The following is a 21,928-nucleotide window of genomic DNA, read 5'->3' as shown; positions in this document are numbered from 1 at the left end:
AATCCCTCTCTTCACTGGCTTATAATTTCTCCAGCTTAGGTGAATATTCTTAAGATTCGGGCATGAACTTCCTTAAGAATTCTTAAGTCGCCTGTCATCCGGTGGTTTACGCGCTATAGACAATCTATAATGGAAGCACAATGAGTGCTCAGGAAGGGAGGGGGATGGAGAAATGATGAATCCTGCCAAGACCATACTTATAGCCGACGACAACCATGAGATTCGTGAGATTGTCCGGGTGCTGCTGGAGAGTGAGCAATACCATGTCGTTGAGGCTGTTGACGGGGAAGATGCCGTGAATAAAGTAGACGATACCATTGACCTGATCATTCTGGACATGATGATGCCCCGGAAGTCGGGAATTAAGGCCTGCGTGGAGATACGTGAGATGACCAGCGCGCCTATCCTATTTCTTACAGCTAAGACTCAAGATTCTGATAAAACCTTGGCCTTCTCGGCCGGAAGTGACGACTACCTGTCCAAGCCTTTCTCCTACACCGAATTGGTGTCCCGGGTGAAGGCCTTGCTTAGGCGGTATTATGTATACAAAGGCAAGGAGGATACCTCCGCCCCCTCAGATGTGATTACCTTCAACGGGCTAAGCGTGAATACTACCGTCAACGAGGTAAGAATTAATGAGAAGGAGCTGACCCTGACCGAAATTGAGTACAAGCTGCTGGCGCTGATGGCCGGCAACCGCAATAAGATTTTCTCGGCACAGAATCTGTATGAGAGTGTGTGGGGCGAGCCTTATTTCTACAGCTGTAATAATACGGTGATGGTTCATATCCGCAATCTGCGGATGAAGCTGGAGAAGGACCCGCAGAATCCCAAGTTCATCAGAACCGTCTGGGGAAAGGGGTACCGGATTGAATAACAAGCTGTGGTGGAGCAGGCTGAAACTCAAATTAATCCTATGCCTGATCGGTTCGTTCCTGGCTTCAGCGGCACTGTTCTTGCTGCTGCAGTCCACAGGCGAAGATCTGCTGGAGCATTACCGGACCAGAAGCTCGTTCATTAACAAGCAAGAAGAGCAAGCCCTTCCGGCACTTGAGGAATATGTCTCCGGGCAGCATCTGTCGCTTAAGGATGACGCACAAATAGCTGAATGGGTCAGGAAAACCAAGTACGTAAATCTCTATCTCTATAAGGACAACCAATTTCTCTACTCTACGGACGGGTACACGATCAAGACCGAGAATACGAGGTTTCTGCCCGACCCTAGCATTTTCAGCAAATCCCAATATTCCACGGTTACCTTTGCGGATACGACTGCTCAGGTCTATATGGAGTATTTTTTTGAATACAAGTATTACAACCTCATTACGATTCTGGGTGTGATTCTGTCGTTCTTATTCTTCATTGTCCTGGTCCTGTTCTTCATCAATAAGAAGACCTCTTATATTGGCGTGCTGGAGAAGGAGATTAAAATTCTGGAGGGCGGGAATCTGGACTATCCGATTACGCTGAAGGGGAAGGATGAGCTATCGTCTCTGGCCCAGAGCATCAATGAGATGAGGAAATCGTTCATCGAGCGCCTGGAGAGCGAGGAGCAGGCCAGAGTCGCCAACAGCGAGCTGGTCACCGCCATGTCCCACGATCTGCGGACACCGCTCACCGCATTGGTCGGCTACCTGGACATCATCGAATACAAGAAATATCAGGATCAGGAGGCGTTAGCGAAATACATTCACAGCAGTAGGGAAAAAGCCTATCAGATCAAGCATCTGTCCGACAAGCTATTCGAGTACTTCACCGTGTATAACACAGAGGAGAATGATCTGGAGTTCGAGTCCTACGATGGGATTCAGCTCATGGATCAGTTAATCGATGAGCAGTCGATGTTGCTGGAGAATCACGGCTTCCGGGTAGCATGGGAGCCGTCCCCTGTCCCTTTCCGCGTGGAGCTTCACCTGATCTCCTTCAGGCGGGTATTCGACAACCTTTTCTCCAACATTACGAAGTATGCCGATACGTCTGCGGCCGTAACGATTGCGTATAGAATCGAAGACCGCTGGCTGTTAATAGATATCACGAATGTTATAAAAAAGGAGGCCCATGAGGTCCATAGCACCGGAATCGGCCTCAAGACCTGCCACAAAATCATCAGCCAGCATAAGGGCGAAATCACATTCACAAGCACTGGCGGCAGGTATTCCGTTCACATCCGCTTGCCGGTAAATAACACGCTCACTTAATTTAGGGAGGATCATCATGCAAAAATTCACTACCGACCGCTTAATCATCAGAAACTTCCGGGAGACGGATGCACCGGGTATGCTGGAGTATCTGGCAAATCCGCGGGTGAACTGTTTCCTGAGCGAACGCCTCTCCACGTTAGAGGAAGCCATCGCCACCGCCAGCGAACGGAGTCAGGACGACTCCCATCTCGCCGTCTGCCTGAAGGATACCGGCTCAATCATTGGCGAATTATTCTGCATGAAAGAAGAGCCCGATACCTACAGCGTAGGCTGGCACTTCAACCCGGCCTACGAGGGCGTCGGCTATGCCAGCGAAAGCGCCCGCGCGCTACTGCGCTATCTTTTCCTGGAGCAGGAAGCCAGACGCATCTACGCCTACGTCGAGGACGACAACTCCAGATCGCAGAAGCTGTGCGAGAAGCTAGGCATGCGCCGGGAAGGCTGCTTCATGGAATTCATCTCCTTCACCAAGAACGAAGACGGAACCCCGAAGTACGAGAATACCCAGCAATTTGCGATTTTAAAGCGGGAGTGGCTGGAGCAGGGGAATGTGTAACCACGATAAGCCAAGGCGCAGGGCCATCCTGTTCCTTGGCACGTTCAATGCTGCTATCTTAATGAGTAATTCCTTCCCCTACCTTCAACCTCATCCTTATACCCCAACAACATACGTGCTAACGTGTTAGGATACTCCATTAGCTTACGGTATTCCATTGCAGATAGATTAGGGTTCCTTAACATAACCGCCTGAAGCTTGGCTATTTCTGAAACATCATAACGAGTTTTATGTACCATAAATTGAGATACGTAATTACCTACAGACAATTCAGACAAGTTCTCATTGCCGTTCCATGAATAGAGCTTAATCTGTTTCATAAATCGCTCGATATTATCACCCTCTAATAAAAAACGATACACTAAATCACTCTTTATCAGAGTTGTGTTTGAAACTGCCATGTAGCTTTTTTCCATCAAAAACACTACAATTCCCATGAATGTATCAATAATTTGCAGGGGAATGGACTCATGGGACTCTTCGGACTCAACAGTTAAAATTTTGTACCGTTTGCTCCGATAAACTGAATGTGCGTTCATCTGTTCTTTAATTTTTGCAGGAAGTCCAAGAGCGTCGTATTCATCGTTACGATCAATTTTAATATTAACATCCACCTGACCATGCAAGTGCCGGGTTACTCCATAGAATAGCCTCTCCGGAATTTTGATATAAAAAAGATTTCGCAGCTCCATCATTGTCAGGTTCAGTTGTCTAGCTATACTATGCGCTTCTGTGTTGCTAACAATCAGAATATTAATATTAATATCCTGATTAATAATATAATGGAGAGCCTTAAAATATTTCTTTAAGTACTGGTCATGGTTGTACTCCCTGAAATGGAGTTCGCTCTTAGTTCCAAGCTCATCATAAATACGTTGCACGGAATGCCTTATTTCTGACATTGTCTGCTCACTTCCGCCATATGCACCGTAATATGAATTTGCTTTTCCCGGCTGGTCAATTTTATTTGCTTCATCGAAGTAGATATTATAGATCATTGTACACATCCTAAATAACCAAGATGATTACGTGTGACTTGACTTTCGTACACATACATAATATCATGAATACACAGAAATAATACGGATGGATACAGTCTTCTCCGCTTCGTTAGTAGAGCCGACTATATCCTGAAAAAACCCTTCTCCGCTTCGTTAGCAGAGTTGGGTTTTTTATTTATATATCAGCCTCGTCCTAGTCCTCTAACTCCCACATCTCGTTCCCGGACAAACGCTGGCCCTCCTTTCCATTCTAAACAGTCCCCCACTCTTCTTATGATAATACGGAAACACCCGGTTAACAGGCAGCCGTAGAAGCAAGAACGCTCCATGTACTTCGCTGCTGCCAACTATCGGGACAGCGGTCTTTTTATCTTCTCCGGTATGGGGATATGCTTTATGGACTCTAATGGATGATACAACAACATCCAGGGTCCCGAGAAACGCATAACCCCCTTTATTTTTTGGCGGTAGACCGGTTTATAACAATGAATCGGACACTTCGCACAAGCGGGTTTCTCTTCACCGAATTTGCAAGAGGAGAGTCTTTTCATAACATACTCATTTAAGTGCCGGCATTCCTCACAGAGCTCTTGTTCATGATGTTTTTTCTTGCAATAGATACGAATCATCTTTGCAGCAATTATTTTTTCTTTGCGGATCTTAGGGCCATCGTGCTCATCATCCATTTGGACACCTTACCTTTATTGTTCCTCAGAATATTTTGTCAAAATATAAGAGATCATTTCTAATGAATGCACGCCTTTGGCAATGTCTACAACAAATTCAACTGCAAACTCCCGTTGCATCTTTAGATGGTACCCGTTCAGAACCAAAAAAGATTTCGTGACCAGATAGGCTGTTCGTTTATTGCCATTATGAAAGCAATGGTTTTTGACGAGCGATTCCAGCAATGCGGCTGCCTTATCAAATATAGAGGGATAAGCATCCTCTCCAAAAATACTTTGTTGCGGTCTATGTACCGCAGATTCCAGCAGGCCGTGATCCTTCACTCCTGCTTGATCTGCGTCATTCATTCTTTTCATCATGAAATGGTGTGCAGTAATAACCTCTTCCTTGGTAAGAAAAGTGCCCATATCAACGATCCCTTAGGTCTTCAAGAATGCCCTGATCCTCTTCAAACACATCGAAGAACGCCTCAAGCACCTCAGGCCGAATCTGTTCATTCAACAGAGCCGCCCGGCTTTTCCTGAACACCACTTCTCCACGTTCATTTTCAATAAACTCGATTTCATCTCCCTGTGAGATACTCAATTTATCCGCAAGCGCTTTTGGCAAGCTTACACCTAAGCTATTCCCCATTCGCCCAATCTTTCGGGAATAACGGGTCACCTTCGATTGATCCTTCGTCACTTTGACCACACCATTCATTTTATTTCTTCCTTCCTCTTATAGTATGATCTTTGCGCTTCAAGTTATAACTTATAACAGTAATAAAAGTTATAATATATGTACATTTTATCAGAAGGATATGGAAAAGACCAACTATGAATAAATTAAAAAAGGTCTCTAATAAAACGTTCTTTTCTATTTCTAAAAAGTAGATTTCCTTCTTTGTCATATAATCATTGTTACATTAAATAATTGGTTTAAATGGTAAAATAATTTCGTCCATACTCATCTATTTTTTGAAAGGTTGTTTTAAGTGGAGAATACGACGTTCAGTAAGATACTATTTCTTGATATTTATCATGGTGAAATTAACGAAGAATTTGAATCGAATTTCGTTAATACATTTGGAATAGGCTATAAAGAATTTTTAGAATCAAAACTAACAGAGTTGAACAATAATACGAAAGAACTTGCATTATTGTTAGGCCTAAAGGAAAAAGAAGTACTTTCTCATTTAAAGCTCTATTTAATAATAGAAAACTTTTCTATTCAACAATGGCAGCAATTCCTGGTCGGCAACTTGTTCGTATATGCTCTGAAAGTAATGTTAGGTTTATTAGGGTCATTTCCATTATTTTATTTCATGGGATATCTCATTCTTTATGGATACTTTTTTGGTGAGGCTGATCATTCCCTATTAGATGTCGTAATCAAAAGCATCCCAATTAATCGCTCATCTTGTTACATCGCTGGCTTCATCTTTTCAGGAATAGTTGCCTTCTTTATATCCACATACAAGTTAAAGGGATTAGGAAAATCATTTCTATTATTCAGTTTTATTTTTTTTGTATATTCCTCGACTATAAGTTTGCTTTTTATTTTATTTAATGCCAATTCTTCTTTTGAGGTTTCGGAATTAGGAAGGTTTTTCTTTATTTGGTTTTTTCCATTCGCTGTTTCTATATTAATTTTATCCGCTCGTTACATAGCAAATATTTTATTGAAATTTTATAAGACTATAGGCATTGTGATGATTGTATCTTCTCCTTTCCCCATATTCTTAAGTAAGCAGCTAGGACTGATTTTGTCGTTACTATTATATTTCGCCATAGTTATAGGATTAAGTATTATTGCGATAAAAATAAATCAGAAGGGGTGGATGCCGGCAGGAAAAAAGAGAAGCAAAAAACAAAAGAGCAATCCTTTTAAACATACCTATTCCTTCGTTGAGTTTTGCTTCTATATATTGTTTTTATTATCACTTTTTGTAGTTATAGTAGTTCCCCTACTTTCCTTTTTAATGTTCTCAACAGGGAACTACCTCGGTTCTGCTTTAAATATTGTTGGATTAATTAAAAGTGAGGATATTCGTATTAAAGACACCTTACTTGATGGTAAGTTAATTGCTGAGGATGGTAATTACCTCTATATCTCAACGAGCTCCAGAACTCTTCTAGAGGTAAGTAAAGATGCATCTATACAAATAGCAAAGCCCAATGAACTTACGATGTATACAGGTAAATCAGAGAATTGGACTATTAATGTAAATGTTTATTATAGAGATAATGAATTATGGTATAGCGGTATTATTAAAGAAAATAATTTAAATATTACTACAAGGTTATCATACAAATTTCAAAATATGATCAAAATGACTTTGGAGCAATCAGAACCAACTTCGGAGTTTTACATCTTTAATAGGATAGATTCAAAGGATATAACAAAATTAACCTTTATTAATCTATCTTGGGTTAATAATAATGGTTTAACTGAACAGGAAAATGTAAAACTTAATATTTCTGGCCTCAAATAATATTAAACAATAGAAGCTTCAAGATATTCAAAATCATTAAAAAAACACCCATAACAGGTGTTTTTAATTTACTGCTAATCATACGAAACTGAATGCAGTCTCACAAACGTTAGTTTTCAAATGTATTTCTATAGTGTCAATTACAGCCTCGGCTTGTGCTGTAATCTTACTTAATCAGTGTCGTTTATTTTTTCATCATAAAATAGTGTGCTGAAAAAACATTTCTACTTCAATGCACCACGGGTCTGCATCTATCCAGCCTCCTACATGGTCCGGGCACGCCGGTCAGCAAGCGCCATCGCAGCGACATATCCGGAGCTCCAGGCCCATTGCAGGTTATAGCCGCCGCAATCGCCGTCTACATCCATCACCTCACCGGCCAAATAGAGCCCAGGTACCAGCTTAGATTCGAGCGTTCCTTCGACTAGCTCCGTCGTATCGATGCCACCGGCTGTGGTTTGGGCGTTCGTGAAGCTATTGGTATCGGTGATTTTAAATTCCCAACGCTTCAATAGTTTATAGAATATTTTCTTGGTTTTCCAGGATAGATCCTGACACAGCAGATGCAGCTGTTGATCAATTCCAGCCTCCTTCAGCAGCACCGGAATCAGTTTCTTGCTGACGATGCCCACGAAGGAATCGGCAACTGTCCGATGTCCGAAGATCCCCCAGTGGATCTCCAGGAAATCAATTAAATCTTCCTCCGTGCGTTCCGGCATCAAATCCACCGACAGGGTCACGGATTCTCCGATGCCGAGATTATACGCAGCCTTTCTGCTTAGCTGAAGTATGGGCGGGCCCGAGATGCCATAGTCCGTAAAAAGAATCTCGCCAGACTCCGTGCGGATGACTTCATTGTTTACGATCACATGGGCCTCTCCCTCAAATTTGATGCCCGATAGTTCCTTCAAATACGGATAATCCAGCTTCAATTGTACAATGCCTGGCACCGGGTGGATCATGGTGTGTCCCAGACGCTGGACAAGCGTATAACCGGAGCCGTCTGTTCCGGTTTTGGGAGCGGTAAGGCCTCCGGTACATAGAAAAAGATAGTTGCTGGTATACACAACCTGTTCCTCTGTCTCCGTCTGGCAGGTTATCGCGAACCGCGGATGTCCCGCCGATACGGCCACATCGAGCACTTTATGTTTATAATAGACGGGAACATTCCGGTCCTCCAGCGCCAGCTTGAACACACCCGGCACCGAAGCCGCCTGCAGCGACATCGGATACATCCGGCCGTTCTCTAAGCTCATAAAAGGAAGCCCGAGCGAGGAGAAAAAATCGATTGTCTGGCGGACACCGAATTGCCGCAGTACATGTATTGGGAAGCCTGCCTGATTGCTGTGATACTTGACGGATAAAGCGGCCGCTTCATCCGTACCGGTGGCGGTGGATTGGTTCGTAATGTTGCAACGCCCGTTACCCGTCGTTATTATTTTCTTCCCGAGCCGGTCATTGCTTTCAATAATGGCTGTATCAATACCTTGATCCCTCGCTGTAACTGCAGCCATTAGACCTGCAGCACCCCCACCGATAATGAACAGCTCGTGGTGCTTAGAAGTCTGATCCTTATACATGTTAATTGATGCATCCCTTTTCCTAATAAATTTATTGAATGGACTTAGCTATCGCCATAGCGGCCACATATCCGGAACTCCAGGCCCATTGCAGGTTATAGCCGCCGAAATCTCCGTCCACATCCATCACTTCGCCGGCTAAATACAGCCCGGGCACCAGCTTAGATTCCAGCGTTCCCTCTATGAGTTCTGACGTATCAATGCCGCCGGCTGTCACCTGCGCATTCGTAAAGCCATTGGTATCCGTCACTTTAAATTCCCAACGCTTCAAGAGCCGATAAAAGTTCTCTTTAGTTTTGGGCGGCAGATTCTGGCAAAGAAGCTGTGGCTGTTGATCTAAGCCCGTCTCCTTAAGCAGGACCGTAACAAGCTTCTTGTTGAAGATACCCACGAGGGAATCCGCCACGGTCCGGTGCCCAAAGGTCTCCCAGAGCTTTTCTAAAAAATCAATTAACTCTTCCTCTGTGCGGCCCGGCGTCAGATCCACCGATAATTTCACCTGTTCTCCTCTTGCCAGATGATAGGCAGCCTTCCTGCTTAGCTGGAGAATGGGCGGACCGGTAATACCATAGTCTGTGAAGGCCAGCTCACCCTGTTCACTGCCGATGACTTTACCCTTTACAATGATATTAGCTTGTCCCTGAGATTTGATACTGGACAGTGCCCTCATATTCGGATATTGCAGCTTCAACTGCACGATGGCAGGAAAAGGCTCAATCAGGGTGTGCCCCAGACGTTCGGCAAGGGTATAACCCGGAGGTTCTTTGCCTGCATTCGGACCGGTGTTGCCACCCGTAGACAGAAGCAGATAGTCGCTAGTATACACAACCTCTTCCTCTGTCTCGGTTAGGCATTTTATCGTGAAGCGAGGATGATCTGCCGAAGCAGTAACATCCACCACTTTATTCTTAAGGTATACGGGAACATTCCGATCCTCTAGCGCCAGCTGGAAAATATCAAGTACCGCCGCTGCCTGCAGCGACATCGGATACATCAAGCCCCCCTTGAGTCTTGTAAGCGGGAGCCCAAGAAAGGAGAAAAAATCAATCGTCTGGCCGACGCCATATTGCTGCACTACCGCAAGCGGAAATTCGGGTTGATTACTGTGATACTTGCGCGATAAAGCGGCTGCTTCATCCGTATCTGTCACAGTGGATTCATTCGTAATGTTGCAGCGGCCATCGCCGGTCATTAAGATCTTCTTGCCAATCCGGTCGTTACTCTCCAGAATGGCAGTATCGATCCCCATATCACTCGCAGTAACAGCGGCCATTAGTCCGGCAGCACCTGCGCCGATAATAAAGAGCTTGTGGTGCATAGAAGTCTGATTCTCATACATGGTTGGTCAATGCATCCTTTATCCAATTTTCTCTAAGCACAAAAACACTTTATTAAATTATAGCATAAGTGTACTGGTTGTCATTGATCTCCTTATGATCATAGCCGTTTACACAAGTGGAAACGGCTTTGCCGTCCTGTTAAAGGACTACCGTTTCAGCGGGAAATAGAAGGATAATGTATAGCGTGAAACATATACATTCTTATATTTTGCCCAAAAATACAAAACAGCGATTCCCTATTAACAGGAGAATCGCTGCTTTGCTGTGTTCTAACGTATATCGATGAAAGGTTGGCTATACTTACTTAGCTTCCAGCATCCGCAGCAGGACTGTAACCGTCTCTGCCCGCGTTGCGGCATCCTTCGGGAAGAAGCTGTTGTTGCCCTTACCTTGCATCAGTCCTGACTTCTTCATTTCGGCCGCTGCTCCAACCGCCCAGGCGGGGATGTCGCGGTCATCCGTGAATCCTGCTGAGCGGGCTACGGGAGCAAGATGCAATGCTCTCGCCAGCATAACGGCCATTTCCGCTCTGGTCATAGGCGCATCCGGGCGGAAGTTGCTCTGGTTATCGCCCTGAATAATTCCCAGGGCTGCTGCCTGAGCAACGGCTGTCTTGGCCCACGAACCGATCCGGTCACTGTCCTTGAAGGACAACGCTGCTTCTGTGTTCTGAAGCTTCAGCGCCTTCGCCAGCATCACCGTGAATTCAGCACGGGTCACATTACGGTTAGGCTGGAACGAGTTGTTCGGATAACCTGTAATGATGCCCTGCTTAACAGCTTCAAGGATACTGGCTTCGGCCCAATGCCCGGCAATATCGGTGAGGGATGGGCCAGGGACCGGAGTAGCCGTTGCAGAAGGGCCCTCGTCCGGCTTATTCGGTGTTCCAACAATAACCGGCGGTACTACTGGTACTGACGGAGTCACTGGCGCTTCGCCTCCGGGATCGCCGCCGTTTCCGCCGCCCGAACGCTCATTGACCGATACGTTAATTCTTCCCGTAATGGACGGATAAGCGCTCAAGAATGCCGTAATCGTCAATTCTCCAGGTGTGGACGGTGCCGTGAAGACCGCGCTGAACCGGCCGTTTGCGTCTGTTACGGCATGAGCAGGCTCAAGGTTGCCCAAGGAAGCCTTAAGTTCGACCTCCAGGCCGGAGACTGGAAGATTATCGCTACCCGAGACGGTCCCCGTGATGGATACATCATCCCCGGTATTCACGGCAGACGCTGCCGTCTGAAGTTCAATAAGAACAGGGACTGGCATGGCCTTGCTTACAGAAACGGTTACCGCATTTGTCACGGAAGGATTGTCAGTCAGTACAGCCGTAATGACCACATCTCCGGCTGCGGACGGTGCCGTAAAGACCGTGCTGAACCGGCCGTGCTCATCTGTTACAGCAAGGGCAGGTTCGAAGCTGCCTGATGCTGCCATGAGACTGACCGCAGCGCCCGCTAACGGAAGCTCTTCACCATCATAGACGGTTCCCGTAACGGACACTTTGCCTCCAGCGGATACGGAGGACGGCGAGGCCTCAAGTTCAATCCGGGATGCTGTAGGCACAGCCTCTTTTTCTACAGACACGGTGATTGCCCCTGTAACGGATGGGCTTGCCGGCAGGATGGCTGAGATGGATACCTCTCCGGGAACGGACGGTGCGGTAAAGACCGTACTGAACCGGCCGTACACATCTGTAGTTACTTTTGCAGGCTCAAGGCTTCCATCGGCAGCTGTAAGTTCAACCTCCACACCGGGAACCGGAAGATTGCCACCCTCATAGACGGCCCCCGTAACGGATACTTTGCCTCCAGGCACCACCGAAGATGGCGCTGCCGCAAGCTCAACCCGGGCGGGAACACGGGCTTCAGTCTCTGGTCCGAACACTTTGAATTCCCAGAGCGAGTATCCGTATTTGCTTGCTCTCTGAGTTCCGTACATCCGGACATATCTGGCATTCACTTGACCTACGGAGATCTCATCGATATCCCCGTCTCCACTGGACGTACTATATACTGTCTTCCAGTCCTCCATTGTATCGGAGACTTCAATCCGGTATTCCTTCCCATACGAACTTTCCCAGTGCAGCATGACCTTAGCAATCGGCTGAATGGAGCCAAGATCGACATAAATCCACTGCGGATCGGCATAGTTGGACCCCCAGCGAGTCGTCAATGAGCCGTCTACCGCATTCCCCACTGATACATCGGCGGCTTTGGACGAACTTGCCACCGCAGTCTGGCCTTCCGCAAGGTTGGGGACAACCGCTTCATACACGTTAAACTCAGCAAGCGAGTAACCGTCTCCGGTCCCCTGCTGAACGCCCAGCATCCGGACGAACCTTGCGCTGGTCTTACCGAAGGCAATATCATCGATGCCGCCATCCCCCATGGAGGTCGCATAAACGTCCTTCCAGGTGGCCGCATCATCGGATACTTGAATTTTATAGCTTCTGCCGTAAGCCTTCTCCCAATGCAGTCTAACCTTATTGATCATATATTGATCCTGCAGATCCACATAAATCCATTCATCGTCTGATGCATTCGAACTCCAACTGGAGGTTCTGTACAGATCCGTAGCACCCGACGCAAATTGCTTGCCCACGCTGGACGAAGCAACCGTACCTTTACTGTAAGCCAGATCATACCCTCTATCGTCGATAGAAGATCCCTCGTTCAGCGTCATACTCCGGCCGGTAAACGTATCTTTACCGAGTCTGTACGTGGTTGTAGTCTGATCCCCGTTCCGGTTCAGCGTTACATTGACTGTAATCCCCGGTGTTTCAGGATTCGCCACCGAGATGCGGACAGGGTCTGCGGATTCATCGACGATCACCATCGACGGTTTATCTACGGTTACGCTGAGGCCTTCTCTTAGCGTCACTGTACCCGGCTGATAGAACAGCAATTCCGAAATGCCGAGCGAACGGTGCCGGACCGCCTGCACAGACGGGGTATTCGCGAGAATACTAATCGGGCTTGCTTCCGCATAGCTGCCAACCTCCGCAGCAGTTTTACCCGGCAATACGATGTATTGATAGGAGGCATTGACCGGCTTCACGCCATGATCGAGCCACATCGAGAACACCGGCTTAGTGATTGGCTCCGTCGAGCTGCCAGTAACCACATCGCTCCATTTCCCGGTCTTCGTCTCCTGCTTCACCTGGAAGTCCGTCTTATCCGGGAACACATAACCGGTATGATCGTTATAGGCCCAGCGTCCGTTCACCTGCGACGTTGCGTCTGCAACGGCTTTGCCGTCAACGAGCACATCGCCTACTGCCAGACTCTGGTTCAGCGTGGTATGGACCGGTGCAGCATTCGTCGAAGTGATGCCTGCGCCCAGCGCTACCATTTCATCATCGAAGAAAAAGTAGCCCTTTTTCCCGCTGGTATTCAGCTTATTGAAATCAAACGCCGTGGCACCGTAACGCTCATTGGTCACACCGCCCACAAATGTCTTCGGGTTGTTGAAATCCTTCTCCTTCGTGAGTACATAGGGAGCTGTTGTTCCCGGAACATGAGCCCAGTCCATCAGCGGGTACACGGTTCTGTACTCATCTCCGGTTCTCTGGATTGCAGTAGCACCTTGCGGAGTCCAGTAGAGCAGGTTATATCCGCTTGGGTTAATGGTTCTCCATTCGCCGCCCTTGACCGTGCTGGAGGACATCTTGACCGTGATTCCGTAATCCTTCCGCATATGAGAGGAGACGAGAGTCTGCCACTGCGTCATATTGTTCGCATCCAGTCCATTGCCTGAGAGCGTGCCAATACCCCGGATATTATTCAAGAAAACAGCGAACTCATCCGCCCGCTTCGGGTTGGCTGCCTGCATCCACTCTAGCGGATCTTCATAGAAGGTCAGCGCAGAGCTCTCATAATCCGGCCACTCCGGCCCATTCATCCCCATCCCCAGATCGGCAACATCGCCTCTCACCAGATACCTGGTTCCATCCAGCACATAGGAGGACAAAGAGTCAATGGCCGCCTGGCTGTAGGCGAAGCTTGTGCCCGAGACCACATAGGCCCAGAAGGACATATCTCTGGCGAAGCTTCTGCCGTAGCCCGTGGTATAATTCGTCTTCCCATGCATGAAAAAGGACATGTCGGACTGAATTCCCGTCAGCGTCACCGTCACAGCCGAGAGCACGTTAAACGCCTTTACGGCGCTACGGACATTCTGGGCATCCTCAAGCAATAAGCCACGGATCATATAATTCTGGTTGTACCAGGAGGAGTTCGCCCCATCGATCGTATTCGGACTGCTGTCTAATGTGCCGACAATATTAGCAGCCTGCTCCGCAGTCAGATAGCCTTCACACAGCAGCGCGATTTTGCTAAGCCGCAGCTGCTTGCCGATGCCGGTCTCCCACCAGTTGGTGGAGGTCGGCTTGACCGTGAACCAGTGATCCAGCGCTTTCTGAATACCAGCTAACATGGCTTCATCATGATAGTAAGGCCCCTTCGGGTCTGCGAACGCCTGGGCCATCGATTGCATCCGGTCCAGCGCAAGGTAAGGCGACCAGGCTCTGCCGTTGGCGCTGGAGGTTGTATTGGCATAATCTACATCGCTCCAGCTTCCATTCGCTTTTTGACTCGATAAGTAGGTCCCGGCCTGTGATTTAAAAGTCCATTCAACCCGGCCATTGGTTCCGTCATTGATGATGTCTTTGGAGATATAGAAATCCACCGCCCGCTGCTTCATCAGCTTCATTTCAGCCAGCTCCTGCGACGAGCTATCCGCCGCCGATACAGGATATTGGAACCCGAGGGTCGAGATCATCAAACCAACCATCACGAGACAGATCCATCTCTTGATCCTGCTTTGCACGTTACCAGTCATGTACACGCTCCTTTGTCTATCTAGCAGATTTTTGTTAGCGCTTTCTAAACTAGGGATTAAGGAAGGCAGCTCACACTGCCTCCCTCCCCTTACACAAGAGTATCTAATATATCCTGGAGCGGGATGTCCGCCACAGCCATCACTTCGTCCGCCGCGCCGTAATACATGCGGACCGTCTGGTCCAGCAGTAGCGCGCCGCAGGAGAACACGACCTTGCCGAAGAATCCGTTCACCTCATAGGAAGCTTCCGGCTCCAGCACGGGGACACGCGATCTCGCAATGACCCGGGACGGGTCCTCCAGATCCAGCAGCACCGCCCCCATACAATAGCGGTGGCTGCTGTCCGCGCCATGATACAGCGCAAGCCAGCCCTGCGGTGTGCGGATCGGAACTGCCCCGCCGCCCATGCGGGCCGAGTCCCAGCCCTGCTCGCCGAGTCCCATCAGGAAACGATGTTTCCCCCAATGGTCGAGATCGGGCGATTCCGCGATCCACATCTCGGGCGCGCCGAATGACTTCGGCACTGGGCGATGCAGAGCGTAGTACTTACCGCCAATTTTCTCCGGGAAAATCATAACATCCTTATTCTCGGGAGGCAGCATCATCCCCCGCCGTGTGAAGGTCTGAAAGTCGCGGGTCTCCGCCAGCCCAACGCCGACACCGCGCGCAGAGGCTGCGCTGTAAGTGATGTAATAGGTGTCCCCAATCTGGGTCACACGCGGATCTTCAATCCCCCATGCTTCCAGAGGATGCTCCGGGAACAGGGCCGGCTGCGGCTCAACCTCGAAATGAACGCCATCCCGGCTCCGCGCTACCCGGAGATGAGATAAGGAGGTGAGCATCACCGTCTGTCCATCCTTGGCTACGAAGCGCGAGTCGGAGAAATCATAAGCCGGATCATTCCTGTCGTACCGTTCGACCTGCACCTCCGTTCCAGCTTCATTTAGTCGGGGAACAAGCACCTCGTCCGCCCGGTCTGATATTGGCGCTTCGGCAACGCGCAGCAAGAGGATCGTCTCCTCCTGTAGCTGCGCCACGCCTGCATTGAATGCACCCAGCACCTGGAAATCGGGACGGGAGGGGGCAACATCCACGGCTTCAATCAGCGGATTGTGCGCGCTGCGTGTTATTTTCATTGGAGTGACCTCTTTCTGTGTTTGAAGTACGGTTATTTCCCGGAAGTAACGGCATCAATCTGGGCCTGGATTTCATCGATTACTTTTTGCCCGCCGAGACTGGACATCTTATCCTCCATCGTTTTCTTTCCTTCTGCCGCAGGGATCAGGCCTTGGCTTAGCGGCAGGAAGATCGAATCGTGCAGCGGCGTGATTTTGGCATATTCCGTCTTTACCTTCTCGGCGTTGAAGTTGAAGCCTGCGATTGGACTAAGCGTAAAATTGGACGTCTTGGTCGAGAAGTCGAACCACTTCTTGTCATCTTGCATCATGGTGTCAGGTGTACGATTCAGCGTCGGCCGCCAGGTCAGCACATAACCAGGGAAGGTATAGCCGGACAGCGCCTTATAGCTCGAATTGCCGACAGGCTCCCAGTCCTTTCCTTGAATGCCGTATTCCATCAGATCATGGTTTTCCTTAATCGACAGCCAGTTCACTACATCCATAGTGACATCGGAATGCTTGGAGGTCGTCGGGATACACAGGAAGTTCCATTGCTGATAAGCCGTATAAGGCTTAGCCTGCTCCCCGTTCGGTATGAAAATCTCCAGCTTGTCGCTGCCATCCTTCAGCATTTCCGAATATTTCAGACCTTCGACCCCATCGGCTGCATAGTAGGTCGCCGCATATTTACCTTGCTTGAACAGCGTCTCGGCATTTTGCTCCTGGGCAATATTTTTGGAGATAATTCCATCCTTGTAGTATTTGGTAACGCGATCATAAGCATCGGCAATTGTCGGGCTCTCCCATTGGCCAATGACCTTCTTATCCTTGATCGAATACGAGAACATGTTGACCCCAATCTCCAGTACTTCATCCTGCGCCAGATTCGCAGAGTTACTCAGGATGAATGGCAGCTTATCGGCCTTAATTCCGTTAATGACAAAAGGCTTAATGTCTTTCTCATTTTCCTTGACTGCATACAGGAATTTCTCCAGATCATCGAGGGTCTTCAGCTCGGGAAGCCCGTATTTCTCGCGTAAATCCTTACGGATCAGTACGCCATACAGCTGGCCTTGGGTGGTGCCGAGCGGAATCCCCATAATTTTGCCGCCGAATTTGTTATACTCCCACATTTCCTCCGGAATGGACGACTTCAGCTCGGGCCGTGCAGCAACTGCCGCATCCAGCTCCGTTAACGATTTACTCTCGATCATCTGGTTCATGGATAGCCAAGGGGCATCCAGATACATATCGAACTCTTCCCCGGCAGACATCTTCACGGATACCGCATTCCCGTAGTCGGTCCAAGGCATGAAGTTGATATTCAGCGCGGCTCCGATATTATCTTTTTTCAGCTTGTCGTTGACTGCCTGCAGCACAGCATCGAACCCCGCAGGTTTATCTCCCGGGAAATAGGCCTTCAGCGTCACTACTTCTTTGGCAGCAGGCGCTGCCCCCTCTGAACTGGACGGGGAATTCGTAGAATTCGCCGTATTGCCTTCATTCTTCGCATTTCCTCCGCAGCCTGCCAGCACCAGTGACGACACCAATACCGCTGTTGTTGCCGTGCCGAACCATTTTTTTAACCTCATCTCGTTACCCTCCTGTATCTATGGACAATCTGAATGGCTTACCCTTTGACAGCACCAACCGTTAGACCTTTGACAAAATATTTCTGAAGCATCGGATACAGCAGCACAATCGGGCCGATGGTCAGTACCGTCGTCGCCATCCGCACCCCGTACGTCGGTGGAGTGACCGAAATCGCAGCACCGGAAGGGATCAGGTTCCTGGCCGCTTCCATATTGGAGACCATCCGGCGCAGGATTAATTGCAGCGGGAATAACTTCTCATTATCGATGAACATCAGTCCCATGAACCAGTCATTCCAGAAGCTCAGCGCATAGAAGAGGCCGACAGAAGCCAGAATTGGCTTCGAGATCGGAATCATAATCTGGAAGAACACTCTCATCTCATTCGCTCCGTCGATTCGGGCGGCTTCCTCCAGCTCCTCAGGTATTGTGCGGAAGAAGCTGACGAGCAGGAAGACGAGGAATGGCTGGCATAACATCGTCAGTATGAGCACCCAGATCGTATTCTGCAAATGCAGCCACTGGCTGACTACAATATAGAACGGAATGATCCCTCCCGAGAAGAGCATCGGCAAGTAGCAAAAAAACAGAAAGGGCGTTTGCAGAACATTCCGTTTATTCGCCAGTGAATAGCCGAGCATGGCGGAAATGCACAGGGCGCTTAAGGCCCCGACAACCGTGATGAACAGGGTAACCCCATAGCCGTTGAACAATACATCTGATTGCAAAACCGCCTTATAGGCGGCCAGCGATAATTTTTGCGGGAATAAGGTATATCCGTGTGCTATCAGCTCCTCCTCATCCGTAAAGGAACCGGCAATCATCAGCAGAAAAGGGAACAGACAAAATAAAGTAAACAGCAAAATGAACGTATGGGCGAATGCCGTAAAGGTGCGGTCCGCTGCGCTATGTTTCTGTATCATAGTACCTCTCCTAGAATAAAGCAGATTCTTTGGATACCCTGCGGGTTACCCAGTTGGCAGCAATGACGAAAATCAGACCCATAATGGACTGGAACAGGCCCACTGCCGAAGACATGCCAAAATCGTGCAGCTGCCGCATGGAGCGGAAGACAAAGGTATCAATGACGTCGGTAGTCGGATACAGCATCGAGTTGTCTCCAATGATGGCATAAATCATCGCAAAGTCCCCGTTGAAAATTTTGCCCACGGCCAGCAGCGTCATAATCATAATCGTCGGAACCAGCAGCGGCAGCGTAATACGCGTCACAATCTGCAGTTTAGAAGCCCCGTCGATGCGGGCTGCCTCATATAGATCCTCCGATATGCCCGTAATGGCGGCCAGGAAAATAATCGAGAGATAACCGGCCCCTTGCCACACCCGGATCACCGTCAGAATATAAGGCCAGAGACTTGACTCAAACATCCAGTTGACCGGCTCCATGCCGATATTTTGCAGCCAGACATTAATCATAGGCTCTTCCCCGCCGAATAAGGATTGGACAATCATCCCGATCACAATCCAGGACATGAAATAAGGCAGGAAAATAAGCGATTGCGATATCCGTTTGAAATACTTATTGCGGATCTCATTGAACATGAGCGCAATCAGAACGGCCGCCGCTGTCGTGAACACAATAAACAGCACGTTGAGTAGCAGTGTGTTCCGCAGAATTGTCCAGAAGTCATCTGATGTAAAAAAGTAATCGAAATTTCTAAACCCTACCCAGTCACTCCCCGTGATCCCCTTGGCAAAATCATAATCTTTGAAGGCAATCATAATCCCGTATATAGGAAAGTAACTGAACACGAGGAAAAACAACAGCCCCGGTACAGCCATCACATACAGAAAAGGATTCTGCGTGATATGCCTCCATTTTGAACGTTTACCTGCGTTAAGCGGGTAGTTCATTTGTACATCCCCCCTTCCTCAAGACCGGTCATCGCCCCAAGAGCGTCCCGTTATCTATGCGCTCACCTTATCAAGCCCTTGCGCCCTGAGCAATTCCGAGAAACGCCAATCCTTCCCGCAAGTGCAGATTTACCGCCTTCCCAAAAACAACACTCTTCCGAAAACAAACGATTCGGCAGACGAAAATACCCGGTGTGCTATAATAAATCTACTTATAATGAGCCGGACAGTTATGATTACGGAGGTTCCAGAGCCATGAAATTCAGACAACCGTTCTTCGCCTCGCTGAAGCGGCACCCTACCTACATGAAGCTTATTTTTTACTTTGTCAGTGCGAACGTTCTGGTCTTAGGCATCTCCTTCGTACTGCTCTATGGGCAATCTTCCAAGACACTGCTGGAGGAAATCGGCGATCATTCGGAATCCCTCCTCGTGAACGGGGCCCGGAATACGTCACGGCTGATGGAATGGGCGCTTGATTTCAGCTTCTCCTCCAGTAACGACAGCACGCTTAAGGTGTATGCCCTTTCGGACCATTACAGCGATTTCGAGACCTATGAGGTATGGAGCCAATTGACGGACATTAAGAACGCCAACCCCTCCATTGATTCGGTCTACCTCATTAACGATTATACGAATACGGTCATTGACTCCAGACTTGGGTTAAATGATACCGCCGCTTTTTACGATCAGGATATTATTAAGCGCTTACGTGACCCGGAAACAGCGAACCACAGCGTGCTCATTCCGCGAACCTTGTCTCTCCCTCTTACCGGGAACACCCCCAAAGAAGTGATGACCATTGTCAGATTTTATGAAAAAGGCAGCTCTATCTCCGCGTTCGTCATGAATGTGGATACCCATAATCTCATGACCCTGCTGCAGAATAATTCAAACTTCGCCAGCCGGTCGATCACCGTGCTGAATGACCGGGACGAGACGATTTTTAGCAGCACGCCAATGAATCCGCAGCAGATTGCCGAGCTCAGAAGCCACGGAATGAAGGGAGTCAGCGGCTGGAAGCTATTTCAGCCACAGGATCAGGGGGAGAAGCTAGTGGTCTATGCCGACTCCTCCGTTAAGGGTATCCAGGATTGGACCTTCATTGAGATGATCCCGAAGTCCGCCATTCTGAATAAAATCACGGTCCTGCGCGACACCAGTCTGATCCTGTTCCTCGTCTTGTTCGCGGCCTCCCTGGCGGTGATTATACTAATCTCCAAACGGGTGTACTCGCCCATTCAGGAGCTGATCAGCCGGGTCATGCGGCAGCATCAGGCGGAGAAGCCCGGCCTTGAGGCGAACGCCAATGAACTCGAATACTTATCGAGCGTTTTTACCTCGCAGCATAATCAGATTCACGAGCTTACCGAGCAATGGCGGCATAATAAATTTCTGGGCAGAGAGCGGTTCTTAAGGGATTTCCTCGGGGAGACGTACCATTCGGCAACGGAGATCCGCGCTCAATTCGTAGAATGGGGGATTGATCTGCCAAGCGATGAGTTGTCCGTAGCCATCTTCCGGATCGACCACTTCGCGGAATTCTCGGGAGTGTACCCGGAGAAGGACCGGCGCCTGCTCCGGTTCGCTATGTCCAATATCATTCAGGAGTCGCTGCAATCGTCCAGGCACAAGCTGCAGACCGTAGATATGGGAGACGACCACGTGGCTGTAGTCTTATCGGCTCCCTTGTCAGAGGAATTCGCGAAGGAGCTGCAAGTGGCAGGGCAGTTAATTCAGCAGTATTTGTCCGTAGGAACTACCATTGCCTGGGGCCGGACGTTGCCTGGCTTAACCGACATGCATGAGGTGTATCTGGAGACGTATGATCTGACGCAGGAGCGGTTCCGGTTCGGACACCGGTCGCTCATTGTGAAGGAATGGCTGTCCGCTGCACCCGGGGAATTATATCATTTGCCTGTGAGCCAGGAGCGGCAGATCGCCCAGGCCATACTCAAGGGGGACGCCGCCGTCATTCTGGAGGTCTTACGCTCAGCGGTTGTGAAGCTGCGGGAACTGCCTTATTTTGAATGTAAAATGTCTCTGATTACCTTGTTCATGGACATCCGCCGGCTCATCCAGGAGCATTCCTCCCAGCCGCTGCCCAGCTCGTGGGGACTGACGTCCATCGAGAAACAGATCATTCGGCAGGAAACAATGGATAACGTCATGCCGTGGATGGAGGCCTTGATTACCCGAACACTCGAAGACATTGCGGCCGCCCGCAGCCAATCCAAGAATATCGCCCTGATCGGACAGGTGGACCAGTTCATCGAGAGTCATCTCACCGACCCGAATCTGTCGGCCACCATGCTGGCCGATCACCTGGGCTTGTCGGTCAATTATTTCCGCAGTCTGTACAAAGCAGAGACCACCCAGTCCATCACCGACAAAATATCTGAGAAGCGGCTGACGTTCATCTGCCAGGAGCTCATTGCCTCCGACTCGCCGATCGAGCCCATCGTGCAGCATTTCGGCTTCTCGTCCCTGAACACCTTCTATTCCAGCTTCAAAAAGGTGTACGGCATGACCCCGGCCCAGTACCGCAAGAAGTACCGGGCGGGGGATGGCGGGGGGAAAGTGTGAGGCAAGTGAAACCTATACATTCTTATATTTGCGCGCAAAGAAGCGATAAGGATTAGGTCCTTATCGCTTGTGTTGGTATT

Annotated in this window: 16 protein-coding genes; 5 read left to right on the top strand and 11 right to left on the bottom strand. The window is 48.9% G+C overall.

The features are described 5' to 3' along the window. Nucleotides 1-172 precede the first annotated feature (172 nt). From MKY12_RS33070 to MKY12_RS33060, 3 genes are read left to right on the top strand one after another with little or no spacing between them, the layout of a single operon-like run. Nucleotides 173-877 (top strand): response regulator transcription factor, encoded by a 705-nt coding sequence (locus tag MKY12_RS33070; RefSeq protein WP_339312270.1) that lies wholly within the window; start codon nt 173-175, stop codon nt 875-877. Further along, on the top strand, nt 870-2,198 hold the full coding sequence (locus MKY12_RS33065; protein WP_339312269.1) for a HAMP domain-containing sensor histidine kinase: 1,329 nt from the start codon (nt 870-872) through the stop codon (nt 2,196-2,198). Before MKY12_RS33070 ends, MKY12_RS33065 begins: the two co-directional genes overlap by 8 nt. 16 nt (nt 2,199-2,214) lie before the next feature. Next, nucleotides 2,215-2,757: a GNAT family N-acetyltransferase gene (locus MKY12_RS33060; RefSeq protein WP_339312268.1), complete on the top strand. Its 543-nt coding sequence runs from the start codon at nt 2,215-2,217 to the stop codon at nt 2,755-2,757. Between the two features lie 53 nt (nt 2,758-2,810). Here MKY12_RS33060 and MKY12_RS33055 read toward each other — a convergent pair whose 3' ends face one another. From MKY12_RS33055 to MKY12_RS33040, 4 genes are all read right to left on the bottom strand, one after another. Beyond that, entirely contained in the window at nt 2,811-3,755 is a 945-nt protein-coding gene (locus tag MKY12_RS33055) for a DUF3800 domain-containing protein (RefSeq protein ID WP_339312266.1), read from the bottom strand. A 350-nt stretch (nt 3,756-4,105) separates the two neighbouring features. After that, nucleotides 4,106-4,444: a nitrous oxide-stimulated promoter family protein gene (locus tag MKY12_RS33050; RefSeq protein WP_339312264.1), complete on the bottom strand. Its 339-nt coding sequence runs from the start codon at nt 4,442-4,444 to the stop codon at nt 4,106-4,108. A gap of 15 nt (nt 4,445-4,459) precedes the next feature. Beyond that, nucleotides 4,460-4,852 (bottom strand): type II toxin-antitoxin system death-on-curing family toxin, encoded by a 393-nt coding sequence (locus MKY12_RS33045; protein WP_209878609.1) that lies wholly within the window; start codon nt 4,850-4,852, stop codon nt 4,460-4,462. 1 nt (nt 4,853) lies between these two features. Beyond that, on the bottom strand, nt 4,854-5,147 hold the full coding sequence (locus MKY12_RS33040) for an AbrB/MazE/SpoVT family DNA-binding domain-containing protein (RefSeq protein WP_339312262.1): 294 nt from the start codon (nt 5,145-5,147) through the stop codon (nt 4,854-4,856). A 274-nt stretch (nt 5,148-5,421) separates the two neighbouring features. Here MKY12_RS33040 and MKY12_RS33035 point away from each other — a divergent pair, with 274 nt between their 5' ends. After that, nucleotides 5,422-6,921 (top strand): hypothetical protein, encoded by a 1,500-nt coding sequence (locus MKY12_RS33035; RefSeq protein ID WP_339312260.1) that lies wholly within the window; start codon nt 5,422-5,424, stop codon nt 6,919-6,921. Between the two features lie 263 nt (nt 6,922-7,184). On the opposite strand, the gene MKY12_RS33030 is transcribed toward MKY12_RS33035, so the two are convergent. From MKY12_RS33030 to MKY12_RS33000, 7 genes are all read right to left on the bottom strand, one after another. After that, nucleotides 7,185-8,501, bottom strand: a complete 1,317-nt coding sequence (locus MKY12_RS33030; protein WP_339312258.1) for an NAD(P)/FAD-dependent oxidoreductase — start codon at nt 8,499-8,501, stop codon at nt 7,185-7,187. A gap of 31 nt (nt 8,502-8,532) precedes the next feature. Continuing rightward, nucleotides 8,533-9,840 carry an aminoacetone oxidase family FAD-binding enzyme gene (locus MKY12_RS33025; RefSeq protein ID WP_339312256.1) on the bottom strand — a complete coding sequence of 436 codons (1,308 nt, stop codon included), beginning with the start codon at nt 9,838-9,840 and terminating at the stop codon, nt 8,533-8,535. Nucleotides 9,841-10,141: 301 nt separating this feature from the next. Next, nucleotides 10,142-14,680: a polysaccharide lyase family 8 super-sandwich domain-containing protein gene (locus tag MKY12_RS33020; protein WP_339312254.1), complete on the bottom strand. Its 4,539-nt coding sequence runs from the start codon at nt 14,678-14,680 to the stop codon at nt 10,142-10,144. 89 nt (nt 14,681-14,769) lie between these two features. After that, nucleotides 14,770-15,816, bottom strand: a complete 1,047-nt coding sequence (locus tag MKY12_RS33015) for a glycoside hydrolase family 130 protein (RefSeq protein WP_339312252.1) — start codon at nt 15,814-15,816, stop codon at nt 14,770-14,772. A gap of 32 nt (nt 15,817-15,848) precedes the next feature. Beyond that, nucleotides 15,849-17,390 (bottom strand): DUF3502 domain-containing protein, encoded by a 1,542-nt coding sequence (locus tag MKY12_RS33010; protein WP_339312251.1) that lies wholly within the window; start codon nt 17,388-17,390, stop codon nt 15,849-15,851. Between the two features lie 38 nt (nt 17,391-17,428). Continuing rightward, nucleotides 17,429-18,313 carry a carbohydrate ABC transporter permease gene (locus MKY12_RS33005; protein ID WP_209878628.1) on the bottom strand — a complete coding sequence of 295 codons (885 nt, stop codon included), beginning with the start codon at nt 18,311-18,313 and terminating at the stop codon, nt 17,429-17,431. Nucleotides 18,314-18,323: 10 nt separating this feature from the next. After that, nucleotides 18,324-19,262, bottom strand: coding sequence for an ABC transporter permease subunit (locus MKY12_RS33000; RefSeq protein WP_339252824.1), 939 nt, complete (start codon nt 19,260-19,262; stop codon nt 18,324-18,326). 255 nt (nt 19,263-19,517) lie between these two features. Here MKY12_RS33000 and MKY12_RS32995 point away from each other — a divergent pair, with 255 nt between their 5' ends. Beyond that, the gene (locus MKY12_RS32995) at nt 19,518-21,848 is read left to right on the top strand and encodes a helix-turn-helix domain-containing protein (RefSeq protein WP_339312249.1); all 2,331 of its coding nucleotides are present in this window, start codon (nt 19,518-19,520) and stop codon (nt 21,846-21,848) included. Nucleotides 21,849-21,928: the final 80 nt, after the last annotated feature.

Origin of the sequence: Paenibacillus sp. FSL M7-0896 (assembly GCF_037975415.1) — a bacterium.
In the GTDB taxonomy this organism is placed as follows: domain Bacteria; phylum Bacillota; class Bacilli; order Paenibacillales; family Paenibacillaceae; genus Paenibacillus_AQ; species Paenibacillus_AQ silagei.
This window is presented reverse-complemented; position numbering and strand designations above follow the sequence as displayed.